The sequence below is a fragment of the Kitasatospora aureofaciens genome (assembly GCF_019192735.1).
Taxonomy (GTDB): domain Bacteria; phylum Actinomycetota; class Actinomycetes; order Streptomycetales; family Streptomycetaceae; genus Kitasatospora; species Kitasatospora aureofaciens_A.
The window spans coordinates 91,097-110,470 of the sequence record NZ_JAHTKP010000002.1 but is presented as its reverse complement, the minus strand read 5'-3'; the positions used below and the strand labels follow the sequence as shown (position 1 = coordinate 110,470).

Below are 19,374 nucleotides of genomic sequence, written 5' to 3'. Positions count from 1 at the left end.
CGCGGACATGACGCCATGTCAAGAGGTCCACCACCATGGAGAGGTCACTCGGCACACCACGGCCCACGCCCGGCCGCCATCACCGTTTCCGGTCGAACGGGCCGGTCAACTCCCTTGCCAGTGCCGCCTGCCGAGGCTGATCAGGCGCAACTGCAGCCGCGCAGTGGCGGCGATGTGCGCCTCGCGGGCCGGATCGGTCTCCTGCGCCTCCAGGAACGCGGCGGCCGTGGACACCATGTGGTCCACATACAACTCGGCGAGCATCCGCAGGTCGTCCTCGCTCCACCCCTCCGAGACCGGCTGGAGCCCCAGGGCCGCGCCCACCTCCTCGGCGAAGCGGCCGAGTTCGGCGTCGATCGCCTCGCGCACCCGCCGGACTCCGCCGTGCCGCTCGCGCGCCAGGAAGCGGACGTGCGGCTGGTGCTCGCGGACGTGCTGCTCGATGACGTCCACCGCACGGTCGATCAGCTCCTCGGCGCCGCCCTCCCCGGCGAGCACCGAACGGATCATGACGTGCAGGCTCGCCAGCGACTCCTCGACCAGGGCGACGCCGAGCGCGGCAAGGTCCGGGAAGTGCCGGTAGAAGGCGGCCGGCGAGAGCCCGGCGGCACGGGTGACCTCACGGACACCGAGGCTCGCGAAGTTCTGGTCGGCCAGCAGGCGCAGGCCCGCGTCCAGCAACGCCCGGCGGCTCTGCTGCTTCTGGGCCTGCCTGGCCCCAACGGTGTGATTCACGTCATTCAGTAAACAAGTGTTTGCCGAACTTGGCCAGTCGGGCGTAGAGTGGGGCGAAGTCAGTGAACACTTGTCAACCGAAACCGGTTACCGACCCGACTCGGCAGCCGGACCGGCAGCCGAAACCGGCAACCGAAGCAGAAGGAAGGGCCAGCCGTGATCCTGCTCTCCGCCCTGGTCGCGATGGGCGTCCTGATCGGCGCCGCCGCGCACACCTCGCTCCCGGTGTTCCTCACCGCCTCCGCCGCCATCACCGCCTGGCTGCTCGCCTTCGGCGCCCGCGAGGGCCTCGCCCGCCTGCGGCAGCGCTGACCCGGACCGCACCTTTCCGCCAGAGAGGACCTGCCACGCCATGAGCACCGCCACCCCCGCCACCGCAGCCACCGCCACCGACCACCGGGCCGCCGCCACGCGCCGTCAGGCCGTTGCCGAAGCCGACAACCTGGCCGTCGCCTCCTTCCTGCTCGGCCTCCCGGGCCTGCTGATCTTCAACGTCGTCCTGGGGCCGCTCGCCATCACCCTCGCCACGCTGGCCCTGGTCCGCGGCACCCGGCGGCGCGGCCGGGCCGTCCTCGGCCTGGTGCTCGGCATCGCCGCACTGGCGATCCTCACCGCCACGACCGTGTCCGCGCACGGCGTGATCATGGAGTTCGGCCCCTGAGGCCATGCCCGGCACTGCGCCCGGCGAGCCCTCGCGCGCCCTCACCTCCCCTCACCTGCCCACGTCAGACCCACCTTTCGAACGACTGATCCCGTCAACCTGCCCCGCGACCCCGCCTCGCCCCCGTACTGTGGCGGCAACGGCCGGGTGACCACAGGGGGCAGGAGTGACTACCGAGTACCGCACGAACGCAGAGCCGGAGCCCACCGGAGCGGGCGGGCGGCTGCTCGCCGTGAGCGACCTGCACATCTCCTACCAGGAGAACCGCGACCTGGTGGAGAAGCTCCAGCCCGGCAGCCCCGACGACTGGCTGATCATCGCCGGCGACGTCGGCGAGCTCAGCACCAGCATCGAGTGGGCGCTCGGTCTGCTCGCCGAACGCTTCGCCCGCGTGGTGTGGGCCCCCGGCAACCACGAGCTGTGGACCCACCCCGACGACCCGGTGCAGCTGCGCGGTGTCGCCCGCTACGAGCACCTGGTGCAGCTGTGTCGCGGCCTCGGCGTGGTCACCCCCGAGGACCCGTACCCGGTCTGGCAGGGCGCCGGCGGACCGGTCGCCGTCGCCCCGCTCTTCCTCCTCTACGACTACTCCTTCCGTGCGCCCGGCGCGACCACCAAGGAGGAGTCCCTGGCGGTGGCCTACGAGAGCGGCATCGTCTGCGCGGACGAGCGGATGCTCCACCCGGACCCGTTCCCGGACCGCGACTCCTGGTGCCGCGAGCGCGTCCGGCTGACCGAGCAGCGGCTGGCGGCCTGCGACCCCGACGTGCCACTGGTCCTGGTCAACCACTACCCGCTGGTCCGGCAACCCACCGAGATCCTCTGGTACCCCGAGTTCGCCCAGTGGTGCGGCACCGAGCTGACGGCCGACTGGCACCGCCGCTTCAACACCGCCGCGATGATCTACGGCCATCTGCACATCCCCCGGAAGACCACCTACGACGGCGTGCCGTTCGAGGAGGTCTCGCTCGGCTACCCGCGTGAGTGGCGCCGCCGCGGCCTGCCCGAGCCGCTGCTGCGGGAGGTGTTCCCGCGGCGGGCCGCGGGCTGAGCCCGTTCCCCCTTTCATTCCATCCGCTCACCCTGCCCTCTCACTCCGTCGCGATCGCCCGCAGCACGTCCAGCCGCGCCGCCCGGCCCGCCGGGCGGAGTCCGGCCACCGCGCCCGCCAGCAGCCCGGCCGCCAGGACCACGGCCAGCTGCTCCGGCGGTATCGCGAACGAGCCCGTCCCCGCGCTGTCCGAGGCCTTCACCAGCGCCCACCCGAGGAACGCCCCGAGCCCGAGCCCGCCGACCGTCCCGAACGCGGCCACCAGCACCGACTCCCAGCGCACTATGCCCCGCAGCTGGGCCCTGGTCTGGCCAACCGCCCGCAGCAGGCCCAACTCCCTGGTCCGCTCGTACACCGCCAGCGTCAGGGTGTTGGCGATACCCAGCAGCGCGATCAGCACGGCCAGCGCCAGCAGCGCGTAGACCACCGACAGCATCATGTCGACCCCGGAGGCCGCGCTCGCCGCGTACTCGTCCCGGTCCTGCACCTGCGGGTTGCCGAACGGCGCCAGCGCCTTCTGCACGGCCGCCTTGCCGGCGGTCAGCGAGACCCCGCTGCGCAGCCCGACCGCGACCATGGTGTCGGCGTCCTGCCCCCGGTGCGGGGCCCAGGCCTGGCGGGTTATCAGGTAGTCGCCGGCCAGCCCGCCGCCCTCGTACAGCGCGCGGACGGTGAACGGCCCGCTCGCGCCGTCCGCGAAGCCGACGGTGACGCTCTGGCCGAGCCGCCAGCCGTGCTGCTCCGCCTCGCTGCGGGAGACCGCCAGGCCGTCCGTACCGAGAGCATCGAGCGAGCCGTCGACCCGGCCGAGGTCGACGATCCCGGCCAGCCGCGCCGGATCGGTGACGTCCAGCACCCGGCCGTGCCCGTCGATCCGGGCCACGCCCCGGCCGAGCCCCACCGTCTGCCGCACGTCCGGCAGTTGGGCGAGCGCATCGGCCACCTTCGGGCTGATCCCGCTGCCGCCCGCGCCGAAGGACGAGGTGGTGACGGCGAGATCGCCGGCGAAGGACTTGCGCACCGTGTCGTCCAGCGTGGCCTTGATCGACGCGCCGAAGACGGTGAACAGCGTCACCACCGCGACCCCGATCATCAGCGCGCTCGCCGTGGCCGCCGTGCAGCGCGGGTTGCGGGCCGCGTTGCGCCGGGCCAGCGTGCCGGAGACGCCGCGCAGCCTCGGCAGCGGCGCACCCAGCGTCCGGACCGCGAAGGCCGCCGCGACCGGCCCGAGCACCACCACGCCGGCCAGCACCGCCAGCGCCCCGCCGGCCGTCAGCAGGACCGACGGACCGTCGGTGGCACCGAGGACGGCCACCGGCACGCCCGCCGCCACCAGCAGGCCGCCGAGCAGCACCCGGACGGTGCCGGAGCGTCCCTCGGCCGCCCGGTCGACGCCGGTGTCCCGGAGCGCCGCCAGCGGTGCCGTCCGCCCGGCCCGGACGGCGGGCAGCAGCGCCGAGCCCACCGCGACCAGCGTCCCGACCAGCAGCGGCAGCACTACCGCGGCCGCGCTGATCACCATGCCGCCGGTCGGCAGCGCGAAGCCGAGCGCCGAGAACAGCGCCTTGAGCCCGGCCGCCACCCCGATCCCGCCCAGCAGCCCGCCGAGCGAGGCCAGCGCGCCGACGGTCAGCGCCTCCGCGAGCGTCGCCCCGAGGACCTGGCCGCGAACCGCACCCAGCGCCCGCAGCAGCGCGTTCTCCCTGGACCGCTGGGCGACCACGATGGCGAAGGTGTTGTGGATGGTGAACGTGGCCACCAGCAGCGCGATCCCGGCGAAGACCAGCAGCAGCGTGGTGAACATGCTCAGGAACCGCCCGGACAGCAGCTGGGTGCTCTCCCGGGTGGCCGCCGTGCCGGTGATCGCCTGCACCCCGGCCGGCAGCTGCGGGACGATCCGGGCGACCAGCTCCTGCTGGGACACCCCTCCCGCCGCGCGGACCTGGATCGAACTGGCCTGCCCCGCGCCCTTGGGGGTGAGGTAGTGCTCCGCGTCCGCGAAGGTCATGGCGGTGAAGGTGCTCGGTCCCATGCCGTCCGCGCTCGCGCCGAAGGTGGCGATGCCGACGACGGTGACCGGCACCGGATCGGGCGTGCGCAGCACCGTGGTCGAGCCGAGGTGCAGCCCGCCGGTCTTCGCCGCGCCGCGGTTCACCACGACCTCGCCCGGGGCGGCCGGCGCCCGGCCCTCGGCCAGCCGGTAGGGGTTGAGCCGACCGTCGGTGAGCCAATTGCCCGCGAGGGTGGGCGGGCCCTGACCGCCGATCGGTTTGCCGTCGGCGCCGACCAGTTGGCCCGCGCCCTGGACGGACGGCTCGGCCGCCGCCACCCCGGGGGCGGCACGCAGCCGCTCGGCGAGCGCGGAGTCCACCGGCGCACGCACGCCGCCGGCCGTCCCCGGGGAGTCCAGCACGTCGGCGCTGCGGACCACGACGTCGGTGCCCGCGTTGGCGTCGGCGAAGAGGGTGTCGAAGTTGGCCCGCAGGGTGTCGCCGAGCACCATCGTGCCGGTGAGGAAGCTGACTCCGAGCAGGATGGAGAGGAAGGTGCCGGCCAGCCGCCGCTTGTGGGCGCGCAGCGAGCGCAGGCTGAGCCGAACGGTGATCGCGGACGCGCTCATGACCGCCCCCGTTCGAAGGCCTTCATCCGGTCCAGCACCAGCCCCGCCGTGGGCCGCTCCATCCGGTCCACCAGCCGGCCGTCGGCGAGGAACAGCGCCTCGTCGGCGTACCCGGCCGCGTTCGGGTCGTGGGTGACCATGACGACGGCCTGACCCATCTCGTCCACCGCCCGGCGGAGCAGGCCGAGGACCTCGCCGCCGCTGCGGGAGTCGAGATTGCCGGTCGGCTCGTCGGCGAAGACCACCTGCGGCCGCCCGGCCAGCGCCCGGGCCACCGCGACCCGCTGCTGCTGGCCGCCGGAGAGCTCGCTCGGGCGGTGGTGCAGCCGGTCGCCGAGGCCGACGACGTCGATCAGCGCCGCCAGCCAGGCCTGGTCGGGGGCAGCGCCGGCGAGGTCGAGCGGAAGGGTGATGTTCTCCCGGACAGTGAGCGTGGGCACCAGGTTGAACGCCTGGAACACGAAGCCGATCCGCTCCCGGCGCAGCAGGGTGAGCCGCCGGTCGCTCAGCGAGCCCAGCTCGGTGTCCCCGATCCAGGCGGTGCCGGCGGTGAGGGTGTCGAGTCCGGCCGCACAGTGCATCAGGGTGGACTTGCCCGAGCCGGAGGGCCCCATGATCGCGGTGAAGCGCCCGGCCGGGAACTCCACCGTGACATGGTCCAGCGCCCGGACCTCGGTGCCGCCGACGCCGTAGATCTTCACGGCGTCGGCGACCCGGGCGGCGGTGCCGCGTACGACGTCGAGCGTCGTCACTTGCCGCCACCCCCTCGGGCCCGGTCGCGCGGCGACTGCGACGACTCGCTCAGCACGGCCCGCTTGGCGCGGTACTCCTCGGCGTCGATGTCGCCCTCGGCGTAGCGGCGGCCCAGGACGGACAGCGGGTGGTCCGCGCCGCCGTGTCCGCAGGCGCGCCGCCAGGCCGTCCGGCGCAGCACCGTGATCACCAGGACGACCACGGCGATCCAGATCAGCGGGAACAGCAGGATCCAGGGGCCGGGACCGTTCCCGTCCCAGTCGGCCAGCAGCGTGTACATGGTGGTTCATCTCCTCGGCGGTGGGTCTCCAGGACCTCGGGCGGTTCCCGAGGTGACTAGAGCGTCCCGCCGAGCGGTCTCATCACGCGTCCTACCAGCAGCGGCAGTTGGAATACTCCCGGGAGAGTACGGACCGGCCGCGACACGCCGAGCCGGGAGTAGGGCCGCGCCACGCCGGGGCGCGACACCCCGGGCCGCGTCACGCCGGGCCGGGAGCAGGGCCAGGACCAGGACCAGGGCCAGGAGAAACAGGACGAGGAGTACCGCGAGAAAGGCCTCAGCCCAGCCAGCCCGGCCGCACCAGCCCCGACTCGTAGGCCAGCACGACGAGTTGCGCCCGGTCCCGGGCTCCGAGCTTGATCATCGCCCGGCTGACGTGCGTCTTCGCGGTCAGCGGGCTGACCACCAGCCGCCGCGCGATCTCCTCGTTGGACAGCCCCATCCCCACCAGCGCCAGCACCTCCCGCTCCCGCTCGGTGAGCATGGAGACGTCCGACAGCCCGGCCGGCGCCGCCTCGGGCGCCTTCGAGCGGGCCGCGAACTCGCCGATCAGCCGCCGCGTCACGCCCGGCGAGAGCAGCGCGTCCCCGGCGACCGCGACCCGGATCGCGCGCAGCAGGTCGGCCGGGTCGGTGTCCTTGACCAGGAAGCCCGCCGCCCCGGACCGCAGCGCCTCGAAGACGTACTCGTCCAGCTCGAAGGTGGTCAGCACGACCACCCGTACGGAGGACAGCGCAGGGTCCTCGGCGATCCGCCGGGTCGCCTCCAGGCCGTCCATCCGCGGCATCCGGATGTCCATCAGGACGACGTCCGGCACGAGTTCGCGGGCGAGCCGGAGCGCGGCCTCGCCGTCGTCCGCCTCGCCGACCACGGTGAGGTCGTCCTGCAGGTCCAGCAGGGCCCGGAAGCCCGCCCGCACCAGCAGCTGGTCGTCCGCCAGCAGTACCCGAATCACTCGCCCTCCGCCTTCGGTGTCGGCAGCTCCGCCCTGACCCGGAACCCGCCGTCGGGCAGCGGTCCCGCGGAGATGGTGCCACCGAACGCCGCCGCCCGTTCGCGCATCCCGACCAGCCCGCTGCCCGTCCCGCCGGCGTCGCCGAGCACCGCGGGCCCCGGGTCCTCGACCTTGACCACCAGCACGTCCGGGTCGGTCCAGTCGAGGACGACGGCCGCCTGCCGGGCCGCCGAGTGCCGGATCACGTTGGTCAGCGCCTCCTGGACGATGCGGAAGGCGGTGAGGTCGACGGCGGCGCTGAGCGGGCGCCGCGCACCGCGCTCGTGCACCTCGACGGCCAGCCCCACCCGGTCGGCCTGGGCGGTGAGTTCGTCGAGCCGGTCCAGCCCGGGGGCCGGGCCGCGCGGCGCCGCCCCGGGCCCGCGCAGCGTCGCGAGCACCTGACGGACCTCGCCGAGCGCCTCCTTGCTGGTCGACTTGATGGTGACCAGTGCGGTGCGGGCCTCCTCGGGACGCCGGTCGAGCAGCGCGAGCGCGACCCCCGCCTGAATGTTGATCAGCGACAGGCTGTGCGCCAGGATGTCGTGCAACTCCCGGGCCATCTTCAGCCGTTCTTCGTTGGCCCGGCGCTGCTCCAGCTGCTGCCGGTAGGCCCGGTGGGCGGCGATCCGCTCGCGCCGGAACCGGACGATCTCGGCGAACGCCATCACCAGCAACAGCCAAGCCAGCAGGCCGAGTTCCTGCTGCCAGGCGAAGGAGGACGGCGGGGTGCGCTGCCAGCTCGCCGGCACCACGAAGGTGACGAGGACGTGCACCAGGTACACGCCGGCCACGCCGGTCCAGGCCGCCCGGCGGTGCCCGCAGCCGATCGCGGCGCAGCAGGCGATCAGCCAGCTCGCGAACACCGGCCCGTACGGGTACCCGGCGGCCAGGTACGCGGCGGTGACCACGGACGTGCCGGCCACCACGGCCACCGGCCGGCGGCCCCGCAGCGCCAGCAGCACCGGGCCGAGCAGCAGCAGGACGTAGCCGAACGCGTCCAGCGGGACCCGCCCGCCCTGGTGCCGCCCGGCCACCGTGGACCCGACCACCTGCACCACCGCGACCGCCGCCGCCAGCCCCAGCGGCCAGCCCGCCCTGGCCGACCGCACCCACGGCGGGCGCCACGGCTCGGGCGGCTGCTCCGGCTGCTCCGGCTGCTCCGCCGAGGACGACTCCGAAGACGACTCCCGAGACGACTCCGGAGACGGCTCCGGAGACGGCTCCGGCGATGGGGACGTGGGGGGCATCATGCCCGGAAGGCTAGACCCGCGCCCCGCCCCCACGCGTCCTCCACCAGTGGCGTTCGGGCGTACTCCCCCGGGAGTACGCCCGAACCGAACCCCGCCCCGAAGCCCGTCCCTCCTCAGCTCTCCTCAGCTCTCCTCAGCTCTCCTCAGCTCTCCTCAGCAGCCCGCGCCTTGTCCTCCGCCTCCCCGAACGTCGCCGACGCCTCCGGCCGGGCCAACGTGACCACCAGCTCGCCGTCGCTCACGTCCGCGATCAGCGTGTCCCCCTCCCGCACACTGCCGTCGAGCAGCAGGTTGGACACCCGGTTGTCCAGCTCCGACTGGATCGTCCGGCGCAGCGGCCGGGCCCCGAACTCCGGCTGGTAGCCCCGGTTCACCAGCCATTCCTTGGCCGCCTCGGTCACCTCCAGCCGCACGTCCTGCGCCTTCAGCCGGCGCCGGCTGCGGTCCAGCAGCAGGCCCACGACGGACAGCAGGTTCTTCCGGGTGAGCGCGTGGAAGACGATCACCTCGTCGATCCGGTTCAGGAACTCCGGCCGGAACTGCTGGCACAGGTCGCGCATCAGATCGTCGCGCAGTGCCGGATCAGGAGCTCCGCTCCGGGCATCCACGTTCCCGGAGTGGTCCAGGATCCGCTGCGAACCGATGTTGCTGGTCATGATCACCACGGTGTTGCGGAAGTTGACCGTACGCCCCTGGGAGTCGGTCAGCCGCCCGTCGTCCAGCACCTGGAGCAGCAGGTTGAAGACGTCCGGGTGTGCCTTCTCCACCTCGTCGAAGAGCAGCACGCTGTACGGCTTGCGGCGGACCGCCTCGGTGAGCTGCCCCGCCTCCTCGTACCCGACGTACCCGGGCGGCGAGCCGACCAGCCGGGAGACGGTGTGCTTCTCCTGGAACTCGCTCATGTCGAAGCGGATCATCCGGTCCGGGTCGCCGAACAGCAGCGCGGCCAGCGCCTTCGCCAGCTCGGTCTTGCCGACGCCGGTCGGTCCGAGGAACAGGAAGGAGCCGGTCGGCCGCTCCGGGTCGCCCATCCCGGCCCGGCCGCGGCGGACCGCCTGGGCGACCGCGGTGACCGCCTCGTCCTGGCCGATCACCTTCTCGTGCAGGTGCTCCTCCAGCTTGAGCAGCCGCTCCTTCTCGGTCGCGTTCAGCTCGGCCACCGGGATGCCGGTGCGGCGGGACAGCACCTGCGCGATGTCGTCCGCGGTGACGTCGACCACCTCCTCGCGGCCCTCGGCGATCGCCGCCAGCTCGTCCTCGGTCTGCCGGAGCTCGGTCTTCAGGTTGGCGGCCCGCACGAACTCCTCGTCCGCGACGGCCTCCTCAAGTTCCCGCTTCAGCTTGGTGATCCGGTCCTGCACCGAGGTCGCCTCGGTGGAGCCGGACAGGCTGCGCAGCCGGACCCGCGCCCCCGCCTGGTCCAGCAGGTCGATCGCCTTGTCCGGCAGGAAGCGGTCGCTGACGTACCGGTCGGAGAGCGTCGCCGCCGCGTCCAGCGCCTCGTCGGTGAACCGCACCTGGTGGTGCGCCTCGTACGCGTCGCGCAGCCCCTGCAGGATCTCGATCGTCTCCTCGACGCTCGGCTCCGGCACCAGCACCGGCTGGAAGCGCCGCTCCAGCGCGGCGTCCTTCTCCACGTGCTTGCGGTACTCGTCCAGCGTCGTCGCCCCGACCACGCTCAACTCACCGCGCGCCAGGGCCGGTTTGAGGATGTTGCCGGCGTCCATCGAGCCCTCGCCGCCGCCCCCGGCGCCGACCACGGTGTGCAGCTCGTCCAGGAACAGGATCACGCTCTTCTCGGCCGCCGTGACCTCGTCGATCACGTTCTTCAGCCGCTCCTCGAACTCGCCCCGGTACTTCGAGCCGGCTACCAGCGCGGTCAGGTCGAGGGTGACCACCCGCTTGTCCTTGAGGCTCTGCGGCACGTCGCCGGAGACGATCCGCTGCGCCAGCCCCTCCACGATCGCGGTCTTGCCGACGCCCGGCTCGCCGATCAGCACCGGGTTGTTCTTGGTCCGCCGGGAGAGGATCTCGACGGTCTGCTCGATCTCCTCGGCCCGCCCGACCACCGGGTCCAGCCGGCCCGAGCGCGCCTCCTCGGTCAGGTCCCGCCCGTACTCGTCCAACGTCGGCGTCTCGCTCGGGTGCGCGCCCGCGCTGCTGCGCTCCCCGCCGACGCCCCGCCCGTCCAGCACCGTCCGCAGTGCCTCCTGCGAGGGCGCCGCGTTGCGCAGCGCCGCGCCCGCACCCGAGCGCTCCTGGTCCAGCAGCGCGCCGAGGATGTGCTCCGGGCCGATGTACGACGCGCCGCTCGCCTGCGAACGGGCGTGCGCGGCGAGCAGTGCGCGCTTCGCCGACGGCGTCAGCGCGGGCCGGCCGTCCTCGGCGGACGCGTGCCCGGACGGCAGCGACTGCTCCAGATCGGCGGACAGTTGGTCCGGGTCGATCCCCGCCCGCTCCAGCATCCGGCGCGACGGCTCCACCCGGGCGGCGGCCCAGGCCAGGTGGGCGGTGTCGAGATCGCTGCTCCCGTCCTTCGACGCGCGCTGCGCGGCCAGCGCCAGCAGTTCCTGCGACGACTCGCTCAGCAGCCGCCCGATCGGCACCCGCTGCACGGCGGGCGGGGAGGCCACCGGGCTCATCCCGAAGAACCGGCTGAGCAGGTCGGAGAACGGATCGCTCGATCCGAACGGGGGTATGGTCACGGCGGATCACCTCTCCCAAGCGGTCTGCTGCCACACAAACACAGCCCGTGGCACCCCGCCTCCCGAGCACCGGGCCGCGTCCACCCCCTCACCCCGGCCACCACAGACCCCCCGAACGCCGAAGGGCCGGTCCAGGAGGGAGCTACCTCCTGGACCGGCCCTTCGAGAACCGGTGGGCGCGGACGGTTTCGAACCGCCGACATCTGCTTTGTAAGAGCAGCGCTCTACCACTGAGCTACGCGCCCCCGTCGCGGCCTGGTCGGGGCACGACGACTGCCTAGGGTACCTGGTCGTGGGGGGTGGTGTGGTGCGGGTGGTCGGGGAGTGGGACGGGTGGGGGGTGACGGTGCGGTGGGGTGATCGGGGAGAATGGCGGCGGATCGGCGGTCGGAGCGGGGAGCGCGCAGTGGCGGTGGGGCGGCGTCGGACGGGGAGTGCGCTGGCCGAGGTGCTGGTGCTGCCGGTGGTGCTGGCGGGTGCGCTGGGGGCGGTCGGGCTGGCGTCGGCCGGGAGCGGCGGCTGGTGGGGACGGCGCGGCGGGGAGGGTGTGCGGGCGGACGCCAAGGCGGCCCGGGACGCGGCGCAGGAGGCGTTCTACGAGCTGGACTCGACGCAGCGCGAGGTGCAGCTGGCGGTGGAGACGGTCCGGGCGGCCGGGAACGCCGCGACCTCGCAGCGGGCACAGGCGGACTTCGAGGCGATCTCCGGCCGCGTGAACCAGGTCACCGTGAACTACCTGGCCGCGCTCGACGCGTACGACCTGGACGACGAGGCCCTGGACGCCGGGGCGGCCGCGCAGGCCCGGCGGGTGCTGGAGGACGTCCGGGGCCGGCTCGGCTCGGCGCGGGCGGAGCTGAACGACTTCCTGCAGCGCCTCCAGCCGACGCTCCAGCACGCCGAGCAGCAGCTGATGCGCGTCGCCCCGGCGGTCGAGCAGGCGAAGCGCGCCCTGCTCGCGGCGACCAACGCACTGGACGCGGTGCGCGCCGCCGGCCTGCGGGCGGACGACCTGGCGGCCCGGCTGGCCGAACTCGCCCCGGAGCTGGCACGCCTGAACGAGGGCGCGGCCCGGCACGGAGTGGCGGCGACGCTCCAGCGGGCGGACGGCATGCGGCAGCGCGCGGACGCGATCGCGGCGGACGCGGCGCAGTTGCCGGAGCGGGCCCGGGAGATCGACCGGCGGGTCGCCAGCCTGCGGACCCGGATCCAGGCGCTGGAGACGAAGGCGGCGACGGTCGAGCCGGCGCTGAGCGAGCTGCGCCGCCGGTTCAGCGCGGCCTGCTGGCAGGACCTCCAGCGGGTGCCGGAGCAGGTCGCGGAGACCGGCCGGGCGGCGGAGCGCAAGTTGGCGGAGGCGGCCCGGGCGCGTGACGAGCAGCGCTGGGCGGACGCGACCGCCGCGATCGGTACGGTCCGCGCGCTGCTGGACACCGCAGAGGGCTCGGTCGTCGCCGTGAACGAGCGTCTGCGGCAGCTGAACGAGGTGCAGCACGACCCGAACCGCGAGGTCGAGCGGGCCCGGTTCGCCCTGCGCGACGCGCAGCGGCTGGCGATGGCGGGCCGCCAGGCGCCGGACCCGCGGCACGCCGCGCCGCTGGACGAGGCGGTCGCGCGGCTGGACCGGGCGGTGGCCGCGCTGGAGGCGGCGGGCCGGCACCCGGACTACTGGCGGTTCCTGACGGAACTGGCGGGCGTGCGGGAGACGGCGGCCCGGGTGATCGAGCTGATCCGGGGCGACCTCGGCGGCCACCGGTAGGGCACCGGGCAGCTCCTCGGTACCCTGCCGGTATGCCACGCTACGACTTCCGCTGCCGCTCCTGCGGCGCCACGTTCGAGCTCCGCCGCGCTATGGCGCAGGCCAACGACCCCGCCGTCTGCCCGCAGGGCCACGAGGACACCGTGAAGCTGCTGTCCACCGTCGCCGTCACCGGCAGCAGCACTCCGCAGCAGGCCCCCAGCGGCGGGGGCGGGGGCGGCTGCTGCGGCGGGGGTTGCTGCGGCTAACCAGCACGGCTCCAAAGCCGGGGCATCACCAGAACCGGGACGTCACCGAAACCGGGACGTCACCGAAGCTAGGACGACACCCGCGCCAGGAACCGCCGGACGATCTCCTCCCCGGCCGCCACCCCCACCTCCTCCAGGGCGGTGACGCCGGGGGCCGTCCAGCCCCGGTCGGCGAGTTCGCCGTGCCCGGGCCGCCAGGCGGCGTCGGCGGCGAGCAGCAGGTCGGCGTCGAGCAGGGAGTCGCCGGCGGCGAGCACGGTGGACGCGCCGGTCCGCCGGACCACCTCCGCGAGGGCGGCGCTCTTGCGGAGGTGCGCGGGGACGGCGTACACCTTGCGGCCCTGGAGCGAGACGGTCCAGCCGCGTTCGGCGCACCAGCCGGTCAGGTCGTCGAGCCAGCCGTCCGGCACCTGCGCGCGCTCGACGACGAGGTAGGCGAACAGCTCGTCGGCGACGCGCCGTGCGCGCGTCCACTCCGGGTCGGCGGACCGCGCAAGGTGCTCGACGACCTCGGCCAGCGGCGCCGAGGAGGCGGCGAGCCGCGCGGTGATCCCGGCCCGCCAGTCCCGGTCCGGCACACCGTCGACGAGCAGTTGCCCGCCGTTGCCGCAGATCGCGTACGGGGGGACCCAACCGGGCGTCGGGCCGGGCAGGTTGACGCGTTCGTACTGGGCGACGGTGCGGGTGGTCGCGGGGACGAGCCAGGCCTCCCGGGCGAGGTCGGCGAGCATCGCGGCGGCCTGCTCGGTGAGGAACGAGTGCGCCCTGCCCTCGTACACCTCGACCGAGAGCAGCCTCGGGGCGAGCCGGTCGGGGACGTCCAGGGCGAGGGCCGGGTTGGAGTAGATCAGGGTGCGGTCGAGGTCGCTGACCACCAGCGCCGAGCGGCCACCGCCCGGACCGTCGGCCGGGAACGAGGCGGGCATCAGGACTCCTTCACCAGAACGGCCTTGCCAGAGGCCCCGGTTGCTCCCCGACTGTAGCGGGGATGGATGAGGCCGACGCACGTGTACGGCAAACCGTCCACCTCCTCGACCGGGACGCCGCGCTGTGCGGCGAGCAGGCGCACGTGGTCGAGATCTGCGCCGGCGCCGCGGCGGGCGAGCACCCGCCAGGGGACGCGGCGCAGCAGCACCCGGGTGGTCTCGCCGACGCCGGGCTTCACGAGGTTGACGCTGTCGATGCCGTACTCGGCGCTGATCCGCTCGACGGCGGCCCAGCCGGCCCAGTCGGGCGCCCGGTCGGGGGCCGTGCCGAGCCGGTCGGCGCCGGCCTGCGCCTCGGACCGGACGGCGGCGAAGTGGTCGGTGACGGTGTCGAGAAAGGCGGCGGAGACGTCCGCGCCGGCCAGCTCGGTGTAGTGCTTGGCGCCGTGGAAATCGTCCGGGCCGATCAGTCCGTCGCGCACGACCGTCCGCGAAATCAGGCCGGACACCGTGGAGTTGAGGCAGGCCGAGGGGATCAGGAAGTCGTCCCGGGTGCCGAAGGTGCGCACGCAGCGACCGGGGTCGGCGAGGACGGCGAGGTCGGGGTCGAACGGCGTGCCGGCGAGGGCGTCGGCGAGCTCGCGGGTGATCGCGCCCTTGCCGGTCCAGCCGTCGACGAACACGACGTCGGGGGCGTGGTGGCGGGCCGCCAGGTAGCGCAGGGCGACGGCGTCGACGCCCCGGCCGCGGACGATCGAGACGGCGTAGTGCGGGGTGTCCAGGCCGTACGCGAAGGCGAGCCAGCGGCGCACCAGGATGCCGACGGGCGTGCCCGCCCGGGCCAGCGAGGCGAGCACCAGGCCGGGGCCGCGCTCGCGCAGCAGCGTCTCGGCGACGGTGCCGACGGCGAGGGCGATCCGCCGGGCGGAGCCGCGCAGCGCCTGGTGGAACAGCTCCTGGTACTCGGGGCTGGGCTGATACTCGACCGGCAGCGACTCGGCGTAGTGCGCGCCGCCGTTCTGGACGGCCTCCTCGCGCTCCTCGGTGGGGACTTCGAGCGGGATGCCGGAGAGGTCCTTGAGCAGCCAGGCCACCTCGTCGGGACGGTAGGACGAGAACACCGGACCCCGCAGCGGGCCGGGAAGCCGAACCGGCCGGTGCGACGGCAGCACCGCGAGCACCACCCGGTCGGTGACCTGGCGCAGTTGGGTGAGCAGCGCACGCTCGCCCTCGTGCAGGGCGGGGGTGTCGGCGACGTCGTCGACGACCAGCACGACGGCGTCGAAGCGGCGCGCGGGATCGCCGCCCGGGGCGACGTTGTAGGCGTAGCGCTCGTGCGAGGCGTCGTCCTGCGGGTCGTCGTGGGCGGGGAAGGCAAGGCGGGTGCGGATGGCGTAGCCGGGATCGTCCACGGCGAGGACGGGCGAGCGGGTCGTGGTGGAGTACCGGACGCGGTCGCCGCCGAGCCGCTCGGCGAGCGCGCCGGCCAGGCGCAGCGGCGCGTACATCAGCTCCTCGAAGCCCAACACCAGGACCCGGCCGAGCAGTTCGGCACCCGGCGCGCCATCCTCCGTACCGGACAGCCCACCGGCCAGCTGCTCCGCCAGCCCGGGCAGGGCGGCGTCGAGCCGGGCGCGGTGCTCGGCGGTGAACCCGTGCCGCCCGCCGTCCGGCAGACCGGCGGGCCAGTCCAACTCGACCCGGACGAGCGGGGCGGGCACGGCCGCCGGGACGTCGGGGGCCGGACCGGCCTCGGCTATCAGCCGCCCGGCCCGGTCGAGGATGTCGTCGGGCAGCCGCACGGCGCCGGTTGCGGCGGCCACCAGGTCCAGCCGGACGCCGAGTTCGGCCGCGGCGTCGGCGAGGCGGCGTCGGTCGGCCTCGGCGCGCAGGTCGACGAGGGCGACGACGACGTAGTGGGCGCGCGGGTGCCGGGCGTGCAGTTCGCGGATGGTGTTGAGGACGGTCCGGCCGGTCGAGAACTCGTCGTCGACGAGGACCAACGGGCCGTCCTGGGCAAGGAGTTCGGGGTCGGCGGGGAGGAGCAGGTGTGCGGTGGCGTGCGAGTGCTCCTCCTCGAAGCCGCCGAGCGGGCGCACACCGGGCACCGGGCGGCGGGTGGAGTGCAGGTAGGGGGCGCCGAGACCGTCGGCGACGCTGTGGCCGAGAGCGGTGGCGGTCTCCGCGTAGCCGAGGACGACGGCCCGCGCGACAGCCTCGGCGCCGAGCAACTCACCGACCCGACAGCCGAGTTCGACCCCGGCGCCGTGGACGACCGCCGGACGCTGCGGGACGTGCTTGCCGAGCACGGTGGAGACCAGGAGGTGGGCGCGCTTGCGGTTCTCGCGCAGGGCCAGGCCGACCAGGGCGGTGAGGCGCTCGGATCCACTGAGGCCGACCCCGGCCCGGTCGGCGACCCAGCGGCCGGTCCACGTCTGCTGTGCTGTCACTCTGGTCCTGCTTTCGGTGGTGCGACGGTGCGGTTTCGGATCAACCGGGTTGAGGGATCACGGGTTTGCGAATCAGCGAGGTCAACGGGGCTCGTGGCTCACCAGGTCCGTCGCCCCGGTCACCGGATCAATGTGCTCATCAGCAGCTCCGCGAAGCTGACGTCCTCCCGCGCCACCCCGAACACCCGCGCCCGCAGCAGCACCCGCTCCGCCCAGGCCCGGTGCGGCCGCGCCTCGTTCATCTTGTTGGTGTACGCCGAGCGCAGCACCCCGCCCCCGCCCTGCTCCTGCCGGAGGATGTCCCGGGCGTCGCAGTACTCCTCGTGCGTGACCACCGAGAGGGCGTGCACGGCGGGGACGTGGCTGGGGTGGATGCAGGTCTTGCCCAGCAGGCCGTTGGCGCGGTCGAGTTCGATCTCCCGGATCAGCCCGTCCAGGTCGTGCTCGATGATCCGCCGGCGGACCTCCTCGCCGGAGACCCGGACGGTCCCGGTCGCCGCCCCGTTCGCCGCCCCGTTCGCGGTCCCTCTCGCGCCCCCGGCCACCTCGGCGAACGGGGTGCGCCGCAGCTGCGGCCTGAACATCCGCTCCTGGACCGGGAAGTACTCCCACACCGGTCCGGTGACGGTGAACCCCGTGCCGTCCGCCCGGCCGAGGACATTGACCACGTCGCCGATCACCCCGGCCACCAGCGCGACGTCGTACGCGGTGAGGTCGGGCGAGCGGCGCAGCCCGTACGCGGAGCACAGGTCGGTGACGCCGAGGCGAACGGCGAGCACCCGGTCGCGGTGCTCGGCGAGCAGCCGGGCGATGCCGAAGAGCTGCTCGCGCCGGGTCTCCAGGTGGGCGAGTTCGGGCGATTCCAGCACGGGCATCGCGTACAGCCGCCGCCCGGCGACGGTCTCGGCCTCGGCGAGGGCGTCGAGGTACCCGCCGCCGCTGTGCCCGGTGAACTTGGGCAGGACGAACCCGGTGAGCAGGCGGACGGCTGGTCCCAGCCGTCGGGTGAGGTCCACGATCTGGGAGGCGGTGCGAACTCTGATGAAGAGCAGGGGATGACTCTGTGTGCAGTCCGTGAAATCCATGACCAGGTCATTGAATTGCTCGACGAGGTTGCGCTCCCCCGCACCCACCTCGTGGTCGGCGATCGCGTCCTCCAGGCAGAGCACCATCGAAACCACGCCCCGAGCAGCCTGTTTGCGGATGTCGGCGGCCAGCGCGGGCCTGGTGGCGGGGCTGTAGAGGGTGCCACCGAGGGCGGTGGCGAGCACGGCCGCCTCGCTCTCCGAAGAGAACGGCCGGGGCGGTTCGAGGAAGAGCCGGCCGCGTACGTCGTCGGCGAGGTGGCCGAAATGGCGCAAGGTGCTCTCCTCAGAGGTTTGACGACCGCCGGTCCGTTCCAGGGCGCGGAGCGCTGTGCGGCGGCACGGGACAACACGATGGTTAACCCGTCCACCGGGCACGGTGGTTCCCGACCGCGGGCCCGCGAACGCCCTGCTCGGCCCCCTCGCGCACCCCTCTCAGGCGCCGTCCGGCCGCCCATCGTACGGGCGAGTTCCGGCCGGATGCGGCTCCGGTCGCCGCACCGGCCCACTGAAATTCCGGAACATTTGCCGTCCGCTGCACCCTGGCCGGCCGACCACCGATACGGGCCGTCAAACGCAAGCCTTGGCAAAATCCGATGTGATTCCGGCGGCTTCGGTCACGTTGTCCGAAGGGGTGGCGAACAGGCAGGATGGTCGGCTATGACGCACGTGATGGCCAAGGGCGCCAACCTCGCACTGCCGGCGGCGGCGGTCCGCGCCGTGCTGCGCTGGAGCGCCACGCCCGGTGCGCCGGACGTGGACGCGTCCGCGCTGCTGCTCGGCACCGACGGCAGGGTCCGTTCGGATGCCGACTTCGTCTTCTACAACCAGCCGCGGCACCCCTCCGGACTGGTGCGCCACCTGCCCAAGCAGCAGACCCCGGACGGCACCGAGATCACCGACACCGTCGAGGTCGAGCTGGCGAAGCTGCCCGCCGGCGTGGACCGGGTGGTGCTGGCGGGCTCCTCCGAGGGCGGCACCTTCCGCGCGGTGGCGGGGCTGCGCGTGCTGCTCTTCGACGCCGCGACCGGCGAGAACGGGCCCGCGATCGCCGAGTTCGCGATCACCGACGCCGACACCGTCACCGCGCTGGTCGCGGGCGAGCTGTACCGACGGGCCGGGACCTGGAAGTTCCGGGCGATCGGCCAGGGCTACACCTCCGGGCTGATCGGCCTGGCCACCGACTTCGGCATCACCGTCGAGGACGAGGCGGCGGCCGAGGCCGGTGCGCCGGCCGCGCCGACGCCCGCCCCCACCCACGCCGTCGACCCGCGCAGCACCCCGCTGCCGGCCCCGCGCCCGGCCCCCCGGTCCGAGGAGCCCGGCACCTTCACCCTGGCTCCGGCAGTCCCGCAGAACGCGCCCGCCCAGCAGGCCGCCCCGCAGACCACCGCACCGGCCACCCCGCCGCCGCCCACCAAGGCGCCGACGGCCGGCCCCGCCGCTCCCCCGCCGCCCTCGGCACCGCCCACCATGACACCGCCGCCCGCTCACCCCGCCCCGCAGCCCGGCACCGGTTACGGCTACCCACCCCCGCCGCAACCCGGCACGGGCTACGGTTACCCCCCGCCCGCGCAGCCCGGCTACGGCTACCCCCCGCCGAACCCGCCACGCACCAACCCCGTCGGCGCGCCGGCCCCGCAGCCCGGCACCGGTTACGGCTACCCACACCCGCCGCAGACCCCGCCGGTCCCGCACCAGTCGCACGCCGGCGGCGGCTACGGCTCCGCTCCCCCACACACCGGCCAGCAGCCACACCAGCCCCCGGCTCCGCCACAGACCGACCAGACGCAGCCCCCGGCCGAGGAGTTCGCGCTGCCCCCGCAGGGCCCGCAGTTCCAGCCCCGCTGAGCACGC

16 protein-coding genes and 1 tRNA gene are annotated in these 19,374 nt (G+C 74.1%); 6 read left to right on the top strand and 11 right to left on the bottom strand.

The window, feature by feature from the left end; translation table 11 throughout:
- Window positions 1–105 precede the first annotated feature (105 nt).
- Window positions 106–735 carry a TetR family transcriptional regulator gene (locus tag KV557_RS02550; RefSeq protein WP_218197935.1) on the bottom strand — a complete coding sequence of 210 codons (630 nt, stop codon included), beginning with the start codon at window positions 733–735 and terminating at the stop codon, window positions 106–108.
- 156 nt (window positions 736–891) lie between these two features.
- On the opposite strand from KV557_RS02550, the gene KV557_RS02545 reads away from it, so the two are divergent.
- The 3 genes from KV557_RS02545 to KV557_RS02535 all read left to right on the top strand — a co-directional run bounded on the left by KV557_RS02545 (window position 892) and on the right by KV557_RS02535 (window position 2,447).
- Window positions 892–1,047: a hypothetical protein gene (locus KV557_RS02545; protein WP_153460528.1), complete on the top strand. Its 156-nt coding sequence runs from the start codon at window positions 892–894 to the stop codon at window positions 1,045–1,047.
- 40 nt (window positions 1,048–1,087) lie between these two features.
- Window positions 1,088–1,396 carry a DUF4190 domain-containing protein gene (locus tag KV557_RS02540; RefSeq protein WP_218197934.1) on the top strand — a complete coding sequence of 103 codons (309 nt, stop codon included), beginning with the start codon at window positions 1,088–1,090 and terminating at the stop codon, window positions 1,394–1,396.
- A gap of 166 nt (window positions 1,397–1,562) precedes the next feature.
- A complete protein-coding gene (locus KV557_RS02535; protein ID WP_218197933.1) occupies window positions 1,563–2,447 on the top strand; it encodes a metallophosphoesterase family protein in 885 nt (294 codons plus the stop codon).
- 40 nt (window positions 2,448–2,487) lie between these two features.
- Here KV557_RS02535 and KV557_RS02530 read toward each other — a convergent pair whose 3' ends face one another.
- The 7 genes from KV557_RS02530 to KV557_RS02500 all read right to left on the bottom strand — a co-directional run bounded on the left by KV557_RS02530 (window position 2,488) and on the right by KV557_RS02500 (window position 11,297).
- Window positions 2,488–5,067, bottom strand: a complete 2,580-nt coding sequence (locus KV557_RS02530) for an ABC transporter permease (protein ID WP_218197932.1) — start codon at window positions 5,065–5,067, stop codon at window positions 2,488–2,490.
- Entirely contained in the window at window positions 5,064–5,819 is a 756-nt protein-coding gene (locus KV557_RS02525) for an ABC transporter ATP-binding protein (RefSeq protein WP_218197931.1), read from the bottom strand. The genes KV557_RS02530 and KV557_RS02525 overlap by 4 nt, the downstream gene beginning before the upstream one ends.
- A complete protein-coding gene (locus tag KV557_RS02520) occupies window positions 5,816–6,100 on the bottom strand; it encodes an SHOCT domain-containing protein (RefSeq protein ID WP_218197930.1) in 285 nt (94 codons plus the stop codon). The genes KV557_RS02525 and KV557_RS02520 overlap by 4 nt, the downstream gene beginning before the upstream one ends.
- Window positions 6,101–6,377: 277 nt before the next feature.
- Window positions 6,378–7,055, bottom strand: coding sequence for a response regulator (locus KV557_RS02515; protein WP_218197929.1), 678 nt, complete (start codon window positions 7,053–7,055; stop codon window positions 6,378–6,380).
- Complete coding sequence (locus KV557_RS02510) at window positions 7,052–8,206, bottom strand: sensor histidine kinase (RefSeq protein ID WP_308129734.1); 1,155 nt, start codon at window positions 8,204–8,206, stop codon at window positions 7,052–7,054. Before KV557_RS02510 ends, KV557_RS02515 begins: the two co-directional genes overlap by 4 nt.
- A gap of 284 nt (window positions 8,207–8,490) precedes the next feature.
- A complete protein-coding gene (locus KV557_RS02505) occupies window positions 8,491–11,052 on the bottom strand; it encodes an ATP-dependent Clp protease ATP-binding subunit (protein WP_308129733.1) in 2,562 nt (853 codons plus the stop codon).
- A 173-nt stretch (window positions 11,053–11,225) separates the two neighbouring features.
- Window positions 11,226–11,297 (bottom strand) — tRNA-Val (locus KV557_RS02500).
- Window positions 11,298–11,458: 161 nt separating this feature from the next.
- Here KV557_RS02500 and KV557_RS02495 point away from each other — a divergent pair.
- On the top strand, window positions 11,459–12,808 hold the full coding sequence (locus KV557_RS02495) for a hypothetical protein (protein ID WP_308129732.1): 1,350 nt from the start codon (window positions 11,459–11,461) through the stop codon (window positions 12,806–12,808).
- 32 nt (window positions 12,809–12,840) lie between these two features.
- A complete protein-coding gene (locus tag KV557_RS02490) occupies window positions 12,841–13,056 on the top strand; it encodes an FmdB family zinc ribbon protein (RefSeq protein ID WP_218197928.1) in 216 nt (71 codons plus the stop codon).
- A gap of 68 nt (window positions 13,057–13,124) precedes the next feature.
- On the opposite strand, the gene KV557_RS02485 is transcribed toward KV557_RS02490, so the two are convergent.
- The 3 genes from KV557_RS02485 to KV557_RS02475 all read right to left on the bottom strand — a co-directional run bounded on the left by KV557_RS02485 (window position 13,125) and on the right by KV557_RS02475 (window position 17,793).
- Complete coding sequence (locus KV557_RS02485; protein ID WP_218197927.1) at window positions 13,125–13,982, bottom strand: HAD family hydrolase; 858 nt, start codon at window positions 13,980–13,982, stop codon at window positions 13,125–13,127.
- The gene (locus KV557_RS02480; protein ID WP_218197926.1) at window positions 13,982–16,432 is read right to left on the bottom strand and encodes a phosphoribosyltransferase; all 2,451 of its coding nucleotides are present in this window, start codon (window positions 16,430–16,432) and stop codon (window positions 13,982–13,984) included. Before KV557_RS02480 ends, KV557_RS02485 begins: the two co-directional genes overlap by 1 nt.
- 119 nt (window positions 16,433–16,551) lie before the next feature.
- Window positions 16,552–17,793: an HpcH/HpaI aldolase/citrate lyase family protein gene (locus KV557_RS02475; protein ID WP_218197925.1), complete on the bottom strand. Its 1,242-nt coding sequence runs from the start codon at window positions 17,791–17,793 to the stop codon at window positions 16,552–16,554.
- A gap of 384 nt (window positions 17,794–18,177) precedes the next feature.
- Here KV557_RS02475 and KV557_RS43985 point away from each other — a divergent pair, with 384 nt between their 5' ends.
- The gene (locus KV557_RS43985) at window positions 18,178–19,368 is read left to right on the top strand and encodes a TerD family protein (protein ID WP_218197924.1); all 1,191 of its coding nucleotides are present in this window, start codon (window positions 18,178–18,180) and stop codon (window positions 19,366–19,368) included.
- Window positions 19,369–19,374 lie beyond the last annotated feature (6 nt).